We start from the raw sequence: 13091 nt of genomic DNA on the forward strand, positions 1-13091 counted from the left end.
TGGAATTCAAAGAGGAGTGAACCTTATGCAATCCCTTCGTTGCGTGAGTCTGGCGATGGCCGCCTTGCTGATGGCCGGGTGCACCAGCTTTACCGGTCAAAGCAGCCCGGAACTGTCGAAAAATGCCCGCTGGGGCGTGTTGCCGCTGGTCAACTATTCGCAGACGCCCCAGGCCGGCGAGCGCAGTGAGCAGATCCTGCTCAGCGTGCTCAGCAGTCGTGGCCTGCAACCCCAGGTCTACAGCGGCGCGCCGGGGCAGGGCGAGCCGGCCCTGCTGGACGATAGCGAACGTCTGGCCGGGGCCATGGACTGGGCCCGCGAGCAGAAGCTCGACTATGTGGTGTCCGGCAGTGTCGAAGAGTGGCAGTACAAGAACGGCCTGGACGGCGAACCGGCAGTGGGCATCAGCCTGCGGGTCGTCGAGGCGGGCACGGGCAAGGTGCTGTGGAGCAACAGCGGCGCCCGTGCCGGCTGGTCGCGCGAGAGCCTGGCCGGTGCGGCGCAGAAGGTCCTCGACAAACTGGTCGGCGGCCTGCGGATCGAGTGACGGCCATGAACTCTCCACACATGGACTACGCGCTGGCGCCCCGGGCCAGCGGTCCGGCGTCATGGCTGGAAACCTTCCTGGTGACCGCCCTGGTCATCGGCGTCGGCCTGTGGCTGGCGCCCCAGGACCCGCTGCAGGTGCAGGGCGAGTTTCCCTGGTCGGTGCTGGCGCCGCTGTTGCTGGGAGTGCGCTACGGCTTTGTCCGCGGTCTGATCAGCGCCAGCCTGCTGGTAGCGGCATTTTTCGTCCTGCGTCAGAACGGACTGCCGGGCTACGCCCAGATCGCGCCGTCCTACATCGTTGGCGTGCTGGTCTGCGGCATGCTGGTGGGCGAGGTGCGCGACCTGTGGGAGCGGCGGCTGCTGCGCTTGCAGATGGCCAACGAGTATCGCCAGTACCGGCTCGACGACTTCACCCGGGCCCATCAGATTCTGCGGGTGTCCCACGATCGCCTGGAGCAGCGCCTGGCCGGCAGCGACCAGAGCCTGCGCAGCTCGTTGCTGGGGCTGCGTGAGCGGCTGCGGGCGGCGCCCAATGGCGACGATGCCCTGACCCTGCTGGCCGAGCCGGTGCTGACCCTGCTGGGCCAGTACGGTTCGTTGCGGGTCGCCGGGCTGTACCGGGTGCAACAGGGCGCCAGCGCGGCTCCCCAGCTGAGCCTGCTGGCCTCCATCGGCACCATGCCCGCCCTGGACGACAAGGACCTGCTGGTGCGCCTGTGCCTGGAGCGCGAGGAGCTGGTGAGCGTGCGCGAAGAGCTGCTCGACAGCGGCGGACAAGCCTCGGTGTCATCGTTGCAAGCCTGCATCCCGCTGGTGGACACCCAGGGGCAGGTGCTGGCGGTACTCGCGGTGCGGCAGATGCCGTTCTTCGCCTTCCAGGAACGCACCCTCAGCCTGCTGGCCCTGCTGGCCGGGCACATCGCCGACTTGCTGCACGCCGATTCCCAGGTGTTGCAACTGCAGGACGCCGACAGTCAGCAGTTCACGCGCCAGCTCAAGCGTTCGCTGGTGGATGTCGAGCGCCACGGCCTGTCCGGCTGCCTCTATGCCTTCGAGCTGACCCAGCCCAACGACGAACTGACGCGGCTGTTCGAACGCAGTCAGCGCGGACTGGACCTGCACCTGAGCCTGGTCAACGACCGCGGGCACGGGCTGCTGCTGGTGCTCCTGCCCCTGACCAGCAGCGAGGGCGCCCAGGGTTATCTGGCGCGCCTGGGCAAGCTGGTGCACGAGCACTTCGGCATGAGCGTGGAACTGGCGAGCCTGGGGGTCAAGGTGTTGCCTTATGACCTGGAGTCGGCCCGGCAACGGGATGGACTGCGTAACTTTCTGTACAACGAGTGTGGCCTGAATGATCAGCAAGTGGCTGTTTAGCGGAGCGCTGTTTTTCGAGGTCGGGAGCTGGGCCAGCCTGACGGCGCAGTTGCCCGACCTGCAGGTCGCGCTGCTGTATGCAATGAGTCACGCCATCGCCTGCGCGCTGCTCACCGCGGCGGTCTGGCTGCTGCTGCCGGCGCGTTATCGGCGGCCGTTGCCCTGGAGCCCGCTGTTCATTTTCAGCCTGGCGTTCTTTGTTCCGCTGCTGGGTTCGGTCGGGGTGATCGCGGCGATCTTTCCGGCGTTGTACCTGCCGCGCAAGCGCGAGGTGCAGATGTGGCAGGCGGTGGGCATTCCCGACCTGCCGTTTCGCGCCCAGACCCAATTGCATTCGCCGACCTTCGGCGACAGCGGCTTGCAGGATGTGCTGCGCCACGCCCCGGACCCCGACCAGCGCCTGGCGGCGTTGCTCGCCACCCGCAGGATGCCGGGCAAGGAAGCGGTGCCGATTCTCAAGCTGGCCCTGGGCGACCCCAGCGACGATGTGCGCCTGCTGGCGTATTCGATGCTCGACAAACAGGAAACCGACATCAACCAGCGGATCCAGGCGTCGCTTGCGCAGTTGCCCGGTGCGGCGCCGAAGAAGGCCGGCGCCTTGCACGCGACCCTGGCGCGCTGGTACTGGGAGCTGGCTTACCTGGGGCTGGCCCAGGGCAGCGTGCAGCAGCACGTGCTGGGCCAGGCCGGTGAACATGCCGAACTGGCGCTGCAGGCGGGCGAGGGCGGCGAACTGCTGTTGCTGGCCGGACGCATCGCCCTTGAACGCGGCGATATCGGCAAGGCCCGGCTGCACATGCACCAGGCCCAGGAGGCGGGCATGGACCCGGGCAAGGTCTTGCCGTTCCAGGCCGAGATCGCCTTTGAAAGTGGCAACTATGCCGAGATTCCCGGGCTGTTGAAGAGCCTGCCGCCGCAAATGCAGCAACGTCCGCCCTTTGCCGGGCTGGTAAGGACCTGGACATGAAAAGCGCCGTCGACCCGACCCCCATTGCCGATGTCTGCCTGCTCCTCGAAGGCACCTGGCCCTATGTGCGCGGTGGCGTCTCCAGCTGGATCCACCAGATGATCCTCGGCCTGCCGCAGTTGACCTTTTCCGTGCTGTTCATCGGGGGCCAGCGTGAAGCCTATGGCCAGCGCCGCTATGAGATTCCGGCCAACGTGGTGCACATCGAGGAGGTCTACCTGGAGGAGGCGTGGCGCAACCCCAGGCACAAGCGCGTGGCCCACAGCGCCTCGCTGGAAGAGCTGAGCAACCTTTACCGGTACCTGCACAACCCGGAGAAACCGCCCGCCGAGCTGGGTATCCGCGTGCTCGATTCCCTGGCCCAGGCGCGGATCACCCTGGACGACGTGCTCTACAGCCGCCCCAGCTGGGAGGCGCTGACCGAAGGCTACGAGCAGCATTGCGCCGATCCGTCCTTCGTCAATTACTTCTGGACCCTGCGCACCATGCAGTCGCCGCTGCTGATGCTGGCCGCCGCGGCCCGGCGCATGCCGCGGGCCCGGGTCCTGCACTCGATTTCCACCGGCTACGCCGGGCTGGTGGGCTGCCTGCTCAAGCAGCTGTGGGGCTGCCAGTTCCTGCTCAGCGAGCACGGCATCTACACCAAGGAACGCAAGATCGACCTGGCCCAGGCCAGCTGGATCGCCGAAAGCAGCAACCAGGCGCTCAACGACAGCATGGACAGCGGTTCGGGCTATATCCGCATGCTCTGGGTGCGCTTTTTCGAGCGCATCGGTCATCTGGTCTACGAGAGCGCCGACCAGATCATTGCCCTGTACGACGGCAATCGCCAACGGCAGATCAAGGACGGCGCGCCGCCGGAGCGCACCCAGGTGATTCCCAACGGCATCAACCTGCAGCTCTGGACCCAGGCCCTTGAGTCCCGTGCCGCCGGCATCGCGCCGGTGGTCGGGCTGATCGGCCGGGTGGTGCCGATCAAGGACGTGAAGACCTTCCTGCGGGCCATGCGCGGCGTGGTCAGCGTCATGCCCCAGGTGGAGGGCTGGATCGTCGGCCCGGAAGAGGAGGACCCGGAGTACGTCGCCGAGTGTCGCAGCCTGGTGGCCAGTCTCGGCCTGGAACAGAAGGTGCTGTTCCTCGGCTTCCAGAAAATCCAGGACATCCTGCCGCAACTGGGCCTGATGGTCCTGACCTCCATCAGCGAGGCCCAGCCGCTGGTGATTCTCGAAGCCTGGGCCGCCGGCACGCCGGTGGTCAGCAGCGACGTCGGCTCCTGCCGGGAGCTGATCGAGGGCGGCGCAGCGGCCGACCGCGATCTGGGACTGGCCGGGGAGGTGGTGGCGATCGCCGATCCCCAGGCCACGTCCCAGGCGATCATCGATCTGCTGCGCAGCCCCGAACGCTGGCAGTCGGCCCAGGCCGCCGGCCTGGCACGGGTGCACCGCTACTACAGCGAAACCCTGATGATCGAGCGCTATCGCACGCTGTATGACAACGCCATGGGCGCCACACACAAGGAGGCTGGGTAAATGGCCGGCATCGGTTTCGAACTGCGCAAGATTCTCTCCCGCGACTCCTACACCGCGACCCTGCATGCCTATGTCTACGCCGGCCTGATCAGTTCCGGGCCCTGGGTGCTGTCGATTCTCAGCGTGATGCTGGTGGGGGTGATCAGCCTCGGGCTGGTGGTGCCGGAGGTGCTGATCCGCCAGTTTCTGATCACCGTGACCTACCTGATGGCCACCTCGCTGATCCTCACCGGCGGCTTGCAGCTGTTTTTCACCCGTTTCGTCTCCGACCGCCTGTTCGAGCGCAAGTACGAGCAGATCCTGCCGAACCTGATCGGTGTGCTGTTGCTGGTGACCCTGGGCTCCGGCGTGCTGGGCATCCTGCTGCTGGTCACCCTGTTCGACCAGCCGCTGATCTACCGCCTGATGACCCTGGCCAACTTCGTGGTGCTGTGCAATCTGTGGCTGGTGATCATCTTCCTCTCGGGGATGAAGGCCTATAACCGCATCCTGCTGGTGATGCTGGCGGGCTACGCACTGATGGTGGGCAGCGCGTTCTTCCTGCGGCACATGGGCATGGAAGGGCTGCTGCTGGCGTTGTTGCTGGGGCACAGCTCGCTGCTGTTCCTGTTCCTGTACGACATCCTGCGCGAGTACCGCGCGGAAAAGCTGGTGGCCTTCGACTTCCTCGACCGCCGCCAGGTGTTTGTCAGCCTGCTGCTGACCGGGCTTTGCTACAACCTGGGGATCTGGATCGACAAGTTCATCTTCTGGTTCAACCCGGACACCTCCAGCCAGGTGATCGGGCCGCTGCGGGCGTCGATTCTGTATGACCTGCCGATCTTCCTCGCCTACCTGGCGATCATTCCCGGCATGGCGGTGTTCCTGGTGCGGATCGAAACCGACTTCGCCGAGTGGTACGACCGGCTGTTTCGCGCCGTGCGCGACGGCGAAACCCTGCAGCACATCGGTTCGCTGAAAGCCGAGATGACCTTCTCGATCCGCCAGGGCCTGCTGGAAATCTGCAAGGTCCAGGGCCTGACCGTGGTCCTGCTGTTTCTGTTCGGGCCGCGCCTGCTGGAGTGGCTGGGGATGTCCAGCTACTACCTGCCGCTGTTCTACATCGACCTGATCGGAGTGAGCATCCAGGTGGTGTTCATGGCGATCCTCAACGTGTTCTTCTACCTCGACAAACGGGCGATCGTGCTGGAGCTGTGCCTGTTCTTCGTCGCCCTCAACGCCGGGTTGACCCTGCTCAGCCTGCACCTGGGACCGAGCTACTTCGGCTATGGCTTCACCTTGTCGCTGCTGGTCTGCGTGCTGCTGGGACTGGCGCGGTTGTCGACGGCGCTGGATGACCTGGAGTACGAGACCTTCATGCTCTCGCGTTGAGGCTCGGCAGAGCAGGGCCGGCGCCACTCCCCTCCGCGGCGTGAGGCCTTTGAGTCACCGGCCTGGATCCCTGGCCAGCGCTAGCGTCTCACCCGGTGCTTTCACGGGCTGGAGAGCCCGCGAGCTGCCAGCGGGGCGCTGGGCCAGGGTTATGAACAAGGATCTGCCAAGGCTCACCCGCATTGGCCGCGGCCGCCGCGTCACTGTCCAGCAGCGCGCCGAGGCTGAACTGTTCGCCATTGGCCTCACTGATCGCCAGGTCGCAGCGCAACGGCGAGCGTCCGAGGTATTCGTGCACCCCATGCCCGCGCCTGCGCAGCAGAGGCGTGGGCTGGCACCCCGGTATCAGTGGTCGGCAATAAAAAGCGGAGCCTACCTAGGGGGGGTGAAATGACTGGCGAAAGTACATAACCCCTTCGATCGACGCAAAAGCTGCTCCAGCTCATGGCGATCAGCGGCTCGATTCGCTTGAATACGCGCCCTCGCGTCGCCTGGCCAAACAATAGAGGGGCGCCAGAGCGCAGCCCAAACATACAACGCACTACTTCGAAAGGACTCGGCATGTCGTTATCGCGCTGTCTATCTGGCCTGTCCAACTTGTTGCACTACCGCCGCGAATGGTTCCGCGCCGACCTGCGGGCCGGGTTGTCCGTGGCGGCAATCCAGATCCCGATCGCCATCGCCTATGCACAGATTGTCGGCCTGCCGCCGCAGTACGGGCTGTACGCCTGTGTGCTGCCGATGGTCGTCTATGCCTTGATCGGCAGCTCGCGGCAACTGATGGTCGGTCCCGATGCCGCCACCTGCGCCATGCTCGGCGGGGCCGTGGCGCCTTTGGCCATGGGCGATCTGCAGCGAACCGTCGAATTGTCGATGATCGTCACCGTGCTGGTGGGCCTGATGCTGATCGCCGCCGGGATCGCCCGGGCGGGCTTTATCGCCAGCTTTTTCTCGCGGCCGATCCTCATCGGCTACCTCAACGGCATCGGTCTGAGCCTGATCGCCGGGCAAATGGGCAAGGTGGTGGGCTTCAAGATCGAAGGCGACGGCTTCATTCTCGGGCTGGCGGACTTTCTCCAGCGTCTGGGGGAAATCCACGGCCTGACCCTGGCCGTTGGCCTGGCCAGCCTGGGCCTTCTGATCTGGCTGCCGCGACGCTACCCGCGGCTGCCGGCGGCGCTGCTGACGGTGGCGCTGTTCACCTTGCTGGCCGGGCTATTGGGCTTCGACCGCCTCGGAGTGGCGATCCTCGGGCATGTGCCGGCCGGGATTCCCGAGTTGTCCTGGCCCAAGACCAGCCTGGAGGAAAGCAAGAGCCTGCTGCGCGACGCGCTGGGCATCGCCACCGTGAGCTTTTGCAGCGCCATGCTCACTGCCCGCAGCTTCGCCGCGCGCCATGGCTACGCGATCAACGCCAACCATGAGTTCATCGCCCTGGGCCTGAGCAACCTGGCGGCCGGCGCCTCCCAGGGCTTTGCCATCAGCGGCGCGGATTCGCGTACCGCGGTCAACGACATGGCCGGAGGCAAGAGCCAGTTGGTGGGCATCATCGCCGCCCTGGCGATCGCGCTGATTCTGCTGTTTTTCACCGCGCCCATGGCGTGGATTCCGCAGCCGGCCCTGGGCGCGGTGCTATTGATGGCGGGCTGGGGCTTGCTCGACGTCAAGTCCCTGAAGCAAATCTACCGGCTCAGCCGCTTCGAGTTCTGGCTGTGCCTGCTGACCACCGTCAGCGTGCTGGGGCTGGGCGTGCTGCCGGGCATCATGTTCGCCGTGACCCTGGCCATCCTGCGCCTGCTGTACAGCATCTACCAACCCACCGACGCGGTGCTGGGCTGGATGCCGGGCATCGAAGGCCAGGTGGATATCAGGCAATACCCGCAAGCGCGCACGGTGCCCGGCCTGGTGGTGTATCGCTTCGACGACGCGATCCTGTTCTTCAACGCCGACTACTTCAAGATGCGCCTGCTCGACACCGTGCAGCGCGAGAGCGAAGCCGAGGTGGTGCTGTTCGATGCCGAGGCGGTGACCGATATCGATGTCAGCGGCATCGCGGTGCTGCGGGAAATCCGCGAGACCCTGGCCGCCCAAGGCATCTACTTCGCGATCGCCCGTGCTCGCGGCACTTTCCTGGCGATGCTGGAACGCTCGGGGATGACCCGGGAAATGGACAGCCAGTTGCTGTTCGGTTCGGTGCGTTCGGGGATCAGGACCTACCGCATATGGCGCAACAGCATGCGCGGCAAGCAATGAAGCAGAGGACGCTGAGCGGCACGCAGGCCACCGCCGGCGTGCCGATGGCGCCGAAGCGCAGGGCCCGGCTATTGACGCTCAGCGCCACCTGGGCGCCGTAAGTGCCCCCTCGATGGCGACCCGGGTCGGCCCGGCCCATTCGCTGCTGCCCCCCGGCGTACCGCCCGCTGCGGCGGTTGCCAGAAGCGGGCAGGACCGGGAAATCGGCTCTGCGGGCATGCGCCAGGTTCAAGAGAGAAGAGGGCGGCCGTGGGTCAGGGCGCGTCGAAGTAGGATTTTCGTATTCTCTCCAGCGAGCCGTCCTTGCGCAGCGCCTCGACCGCCGCGCTCAGCTTGCGTACCAAGGCCGCATCGCAGTCTCGGGAGCAGGCCAGGTACAGATCGCTGCTCATGAAGGCCGGACTGACCTGCAGCGGTTGAGTTGACACCTTGCGCCAGATGCTTTGGGTTTCGGGAATGCCGTTGAACCAGGCGTCGACCCGTCCCATCAGCAGCAATTGCGCCGGGTTCTCGCCAATTTCAAACGGATAGATCTGGTTGTCGCTAAAGCCTTCGGCCCGGAGCTTCTGCTCTTGGGCGCTGCCTCGGCCAACGGCGATCCGGGCATAGGTTTCCCGCGCCTGCTGCAGGGTTTCCACGCGCTTGTGGAGGCTGAAGAAGGCTCGGTCCATGGTCATGATGGGCGCGATCCAGGTGTAATCGGCCTCTCTTTCCGGCGTGCGGGTCAGGGGAATGATCAGCTTGTCGACGCCCTTGCGCACGCTTTGCTGGGCGCGTGCCCAAGGCACTTGCACAAAGTTCAGCGCATATCCGGCCCGGGTCGCCGCTTTCAGTGTCACGTCGCCGACGATGCCATGCAGGCCGGACTGGTCCAGCATCGATAAAGGCGGCGCTTCGGCAAAGTACAGGTCGACGCTACGGGGCTCTGCGCCAGACACCGAGGGCATCCAGACCACCGCCGCGAGCAGCGTCGTCAGGATCAGCGCCCCCCACTGGCGCAACGATTGACTCACTTGAGTCATGGCAGTAACTCAACAAACAGTGGCATTTCATGCTCTCGGATTAACGCTGCGTATTCGACACCTGCAAAGACCGACCCGCAACGACCTGCAAAACGTGCCGCCAAGATTAGAGGGTTATGTGCAGAGATGGACGGATTTGCCGGATTATTTTGACCGCTGATCGCCATCACGGTTCAGGGCCGACGCCAGCGGTGAGGGCCGCGACGGGCAGGCGCTGACACTCGGGTTGCACAGCTGTGGGCAGCGCCCCATCCATCGCCCCCCGGCTTGTCCTGCCCGGGCCCCGTTCCCGCTGCACGCGCGGCCCGGGCCTGCGGGGCATTTGCGGGACAGCCTTAAGTTTTAGTTAAAACGCTTTAATCAAACTGCTGATTATCATTCGCAATTGGCTGACTCAGACTGCGTTCGTGCCTCCACGCTCCCCGGAGCCAGCAACGAGCGGTTTATGCCAGTCAATATTGCACCCTCCCGCAGCCTGTCTTCAGCGGACGCGCCGCTATGACGACGCTGTCTGCCACCTCATCCGCGGCCGGTACGGCCGTTCACTCGGCCTTGGCCTGTTGCCATCTGCTGCTGCAACTGACCGGGGAGCGCGTTGCGCCAACGGCCCAGCCGCCATCCCGGGACCCGTCCCCCTCGCAGGACCTGCGCCAGGCCCTCAGGGACTATGGGCGCAACGCCGGCGTTGATCTGCGTCTGGAGCGCCTGGCCTTGGCCCGACTGACCCCGAAGATGCTGCCCCTGGTCTGGCGCAGCCAGTGCGGCGATTTCAGGCTGCTGGCGCGGCTCTCGGACACCCAGGCGCTGGTGCAGCGCCCCTCAATGCCGACCCCGGACATGCTCGATCGCCGGCAGTTGGCCGAACAGTGGAGCGGGGAGGTGATCCGCCTGCGCCAGGGCGGCCTGCGCTTCGACCTGTCCTGGTTCATTCCGGAGCTGCTGCGCCACCGACGGATCCTCGGCGAGGTGCTGCTGTGCTCGCTGTTGCTGCAGGTGCTGGCCCTGGCGACACCGCTGTTCTTCCAGGCGGTGATGGACAAGGTCATGGTCCACCGGGCGCTGTCGACTCTGGATGTGCTGGTGATGACCCTGGTGCTGGTGGGGCTGTTCGAGGTCCTGCTCAAGGGCCTGCGCGAATACCTCTCGGCGCACACCGCCAACCGCATCGACATTGGCCTGGGGGTCAAGCTGTTCCGCCATCTGCTGGGCCTGCCGCTGCTGTACTTCAAGCAGCGGCAGGTGGGGGCGATCATCACCAGGGTCCAGGAGCTGGACAGCATCCGCGAGTTCCTCACCGGTTCCCTGCTGACCCTGTGCGTGGACGTGGCCTTCACCCTGGTGTTCTTCGCGGTCATGGCCTGGATCTCCTGGCCCCTGACCCTGCTGGTGCTGCTGACCCTGCCGCTCTACGGGCTGCTGGCCTGGTGCAGCAGCGGGCCGCTGGAGCAGCGCATCGAGCGCCAGTTCCAGAGCGCGGCGCGCAACACCGCCTTTCTCAATGAAAGCGTGAGCAGCAGCGAAACCATCAAGAGCCTGGCGGTGGAGCCACGCATGCAGCGGCGCTGGGAATCCCAGACCGCGGAAATGGTCGAGGCCGGGTTTGCCAGCCAGACCCTGGGCAGCGCCATCAGCCAGAGCGTGACGCTGCTGCAGAAAGTCACCGCGGTGGCGGTGATCTGCTGGGGCGCGAGCCGTGTCATCGAGCTGCAGATGACCATCGGCCAATTGATCGCCTTCAACATGATGCTGTCCCACGTCAGCCAGCCCATCGCCAAGCTGATCGAGGTCTGGCAGCAGTTCGTGCGGGTGCGGGTATCGGTGGACAAGCTGGGGGACATGCTCAACCTGCCGGTGGAACAGGCCGAGGACGATCAGCGCCCGCAGCAGCCGTTGCGCGGCGAGGTGCGCATCGAGCGGTTGGCCTTCCGCTACCGCCCGGAGCTGGCGCTGGTGCTGCGCGGCCTGGACCTGCACATCGCCGCCGGGCAGACCCTGGGCATCGTCGGGCCGTCCGGTTCGGGCAAGAGCACCCTGACCCGCCTGTTGCAGAAGCTCTACACCCCGGATGCCGGGCGCATCCTGATCGACGGCGTGCCCCTGGCGCAGTTGCCGCCGGCCTGGTTGCGCAGCCAGATCGGCGTGGTGCTGCAGGAAAACTACCTGTTCAACCGCAGCGTGCGGCACAACATCGCCTTGCGCCATCCCACGGCGTCCCTGGAAAGCGTGATCGACGCGGCGCGCCTGGCCGGGGCCCACGACTTCATCCTGCGCCTGCCCCTGGGCTACGACACGGTACTGGCCGAAGCCGGCAGCTCGCTGTCCGGTGGCCAGCGGCAACGCATCGCCATCGCCCGGGCGCTGATGGGCGACCCGCGCCTGCTGATCTTCGACGAAGCCACCAGCGCCCTGGATGACGAATCCCAGGCGCTGATCCAGGACAACATGGCGCGCATCGCCCTGGGCCGCACGGTGATCATCATTGCCCATCGCCTGTCGGCGGTGTGCCATTGCCAGCGGATCATCGCCCTGGAGCAGGGGCGCATCAGCGAATCGGGCAGCCATCAGCAACTGTTGGCCAACGGCGGTTGCTACGCGCGGCTGTGGGCCTTGCAACAGGCGCTGCGCAAGGAGGACGCATGATGTTCGGTTCATTGCTGTCCGCCTTGCGTCGTGCCCGTCAGCGCCTGGGCGAAGCCCCGGCACGGCTCAAGCGCAATCGCGACGAATACGAGTTCCAGCCCGGCTACCTGGAGATTGTCGAGCGTCCACCGGCGCCCTGGGCCCGGGCCACCGCGCTGCTGCTGATCTTCAGCATCCTGCTGGCCCTGGGCTGGGCCACCCTCGGTTTTCTCGACATCCATGCCAGCGCCGCCGGGCGCCTGATGGTCTCCAGCTACACCAAGGTGATCCAGGCTCACGAGGCGGGCGAAGTGCGGGCGATCCATGTGCGCGACGGCCAGCGGGTCAAGGCCGGCGAGGTGCTGGTGGCGCTGAACCCGATCGGCATCGAGGCCGAGTTGAGCGAGCTGCGGGCGCAGTTGGCCTTCAAGCGCCTGGAACTGGCCCGGGCCCGGGCGCTGCTGACCCCGCAGCCGCTGCTCAGCTACCAGGCGCCGCCGGGCCTGGACGCCGAGCAGGCCGAGGCGGCCCTGGAACAGCTGCGCAGCACCTGGAAGGAAATCAGCGCCAACCTCGACAGCCTCAACGCCGAAATCGCCATCAATCAGGCCAGCCAGCGTGCCCGGGGCAGCGAGATCAGTGCCCTGGGCAAGCTGGCCAGCAACGTGCGCAAACGGCTGCATGCGCGCCGGGCGATGGCCGCCGAGCAATTGATGCCCCTGGTCGAATTGCTTGAGCAGGAAAAGGAGCAACTGGAGGTGGAGCGTTCACTGGCCCAGCAACAGGCCGAGCTGCAAGTGCTCAAGGCCCAGGCCAACAACCGCCGCGAGCAGCGCGACAGCTTTCTGGCCCGCACCCAGCGTGAACAGCATGAAGTGCTCAACCGCAGCCAGCAGGACATCGCCGTGCTGGAGCAGCAACTGATTCGCGGCCGCGATCGCCAGCGCCTGCAGACCCTGCTGGCTCCGGTGGACGGGGTGGTCCAGCAACTGGCGGTGCACACCCTGGGCGGCGCGGTGCAGGCGGCGCAGCAGTTGCTGGTGATCGTCCCCGAGGGCGCCGAGCTGGATGCCGAGGTCATGGTGCTGAACAAGGACGTGGGCTTCGTTCGCGCCGGCCAGCCCGTGGAGATCAAGGTGGATGCCTTTCCCTATACCCGCTACGGCACCTTGCGCGGCACGGTGGCCCATGTCTCCGGGGATGCCATCAAGGATGAGCAGTTGGGGCTGGTGTTCCCCACCCGCATCCGCCTGGAACGGGCGGCGATCGCCGCGGGGCAGGGCTGGATGCCCTTGCAGGCCGGCATGAGCGTGACCGGCGAGATCCGCACCGGCGAGCGGCGGGTGATCAATTACCTGCTGAGCCCGATCCGTGAGTATCAGTCCGAAGCGTTGCGGGAGCGTTGAG

Annotated in this window: 10 protein-coding genes; 8 read left to right on the forward strand and 2 right to left on the reverse strand. The window is 65.9% G+C overall.

What is annotated here, in order from left to right; all coding sequences use genetic code 11:
- Positions 1–25 precede the first annotated feature (25 nt).
- Genes POS17_RS14595 through pelG form a run of 5 tightly spaced genes read left to right on the forward strand, consistent with a single transcriptional unit; the run spans position 26 to position 5790 of the window.
- The gene (locus POS17_RS14595; protein ID WP_060839223.1) at positions 26–547 is read left to right on the forward strand and encodes a hypothetical protein; all 522 of its coding nucleotides are present in this window, start codon (positions 26–28) and stop codon (positions 545–547) included.
- 5 nt (positions 548–552) lie between these two features.
- On the forward strand, positions 553–1923 hold the full coding sequence (locus POS17_RS14600; protein WP_060839224.1) for a PelD GGDEF domain-containing protein: 1371 nt from the start codon (positions 553–555) through the stop codon (positions 1921–1923).
- Complete coding sequence (locus POS17_RS14605; RefSeq protein ID WP_060839225.1) at positions 1901–2890, forward strand: HEAT repeat domain-containing protein; 990 nt, start codon at positions 1901–1903, stop codon at positions 2888–2890. The genes POS17_RS14600 and POS17_RS14605 overlap by 23 nt, the downstream gene beginning before the upstream one ends.
- Positions 2887–4419, forward strand: a complete 1533-nt coding sequence (gene pelF / locus POS17_RS14610; RefSeq protein WP_060839226.1) for a GT4 family glycosyltransferase PelF — start codon at positions 2887–2889, stop codon at positions 4417–4419. The genes POS17_RS14605 and pelF overlap by 4 nt, the downstream gene beginning before the upstream one ends.
- A complete protein-coding gene (gene pelG / locus POS17_RS14615; protein WP_060839227.1) occupies positions 4420–5790 on the forward strand; it encodes an exopolysaccharide Pel transporter PelG in 1371 nt (456 codons plus the stop codon).
- A gap of 88 nt (positions 5791–5878) precedes the next feature.
- On the opposite strand, the gene POS17_RS14620 is transcribed toward pelG, so the two are convergent.
- Positions 5879–6088 carry a hypothetical protein gene (locus POS17_RS14620; RefSeq protein ID WP_060839228.1) on the reverse strand — a complete coding sequence of 70 codons (210 nt, stop codon included), beginning with the start codon at positions 6086–6088 and terminating at the stop codon, positions 5879–5881.
- A 263-nt stretch (positions 6089–6351) separates the two neighbouring features.
- Between POS17_RS14620 and POS17_RS14625 the strand changes: the two genes are divergently transcribed.
- Positions 6352–8043, forward strand: a complete 1692-nt coding sequence (locus tag POS17_RS14625) for a SulP family inorganic anion transporter (protein WP_060839229.1) — start codon at positions 6352–6354, stop codon at positions 8041–8043.
- Positions 8044–8297: 254 nt separating this feature from the next.
- Here the strand turns inward: POS17_RS14625 and POS17_RS14630 are convergent, their stop codons facing one another.
- Complete coding sequence (locus tag POS17_RS14630; RefSeq protein WP_060839230.1) at positions 8298–9065, reverse strand: substrate-binding periplasmic protein; 768 nt, start codon at positions 9063–9065, stop codon at positions 8298–8300.
- 498 nt (positions 9066–9563) lie between these two features.
- On the opposite strand from POS17_RS14630, the gene POS17_RS14635 reads away from it, so the two are divergent.
- Both POS17_RS14635 and POS17_RS14640 read left to right on the forward strand, forming a co-directional pair.
- Positions 9564–11705 carry a type I secretion system permease/ATPase gene (locus POS17_RS14635; protein ID WP_060839231.1) on the forward strand — a complete coding sequence of 714 codons (2142 nt, stop codon included), beginning with the start codon at positions 9564–9566 and terminating at the stop codon, positions 11703–11705.
- A complete protein-coding gene (locus POS17_RS14640; protein WP_060839232.1) occupies positions 11702–13090 on the forward strand; it encodes an HlyD family type I secretion periplasmic adaptor subunit in 1389 nt (462 codons plus the stop codon). The genes POS17_RS14635 and POS17_RS14640 overlap by 4 nt, the downstream gene beginning before the upstream one ends.
- Position 13091: the final 1 nt, after the last annotated feature.

It is taken from the genome of Pseudomonas sp. Os17, from assembly GCF_001547895.1.
Lineage (GTDB): Bacteria > Pseudomonadota > Gammaproteobacteria > Pseudomonadales > Pseudomonadaceae > Aquipseudomonas.

What these genes read in the sequence shown, in the direction of transcription:
- POS17_RS14595 (WP_060839223.1), top strand. Translation starts at nt 26, where the DNA reads ATGCAATCCCTTCGTTGCGTGAGTCTGGCGATGGCCGCCTTGCTGATG.
- POS17_RS14600 (WP_060839224.1), top strand. Translation starts at nt 553, where the DNA reads ATGAACTCTCCACACATGGACTACGCGCTGGCGCCCCGGGCCAGCGGT.
- POS17_RS14605 (WP_060839225.1), top strand. Translation starts at nt 1,901, where the DNA reads ATGATCAGCAAGTGGCTGTTTAGCGGAGCGCTGTTTTTCGAGGTCGGG.
- pelF (WP_060839226.1), top strand. Translation starts at nt 2,887, where the DNA reads ATGAAAAGCGCCGTCGACCCGACCCCCATTGCCGATGTCTGCCTGCTC.
- pelG (WP_060839227.1), top strand. Translation starts at nt 4,420, where the DNA reads ATGGCCGGCATCGGTTTCGAACTGCGCAAGATTCTCTCCCGCGACTCC.
- POS17_RS14625 (WP_060839229.1), top strand. Translation starts at nt 6,352, where the DNA reads ATGTCGTTATCGCGCTGTCTATCTGGCCTGTCCAACTTGTTGCACTAC.
- POS17_RS14630 (WP_060839230.1), bottom strand. Translation starts at nt 9,065, where the DNA reads ATGACTCAAGTGAGTCAATCGTTGCGCCAGTGGGGGGCGCTGATCCTG.
- POS17_RS14635 (WP_060839231.1), top strand. Translation starts at nt 9,564, where the DNA reads ATGACGACGCTGTCTGCCACCTCATCCGCGGCCGGTACGGCCGTTCAC.
- POS17_RS14640 (WP_060839232.1), top strand. Translation starts at nt 11,702, where the DNA reads ATGATGTTCGGTTCATTGCTGTCCGCCTTGCGTCGTGCCCGTCAGCGC.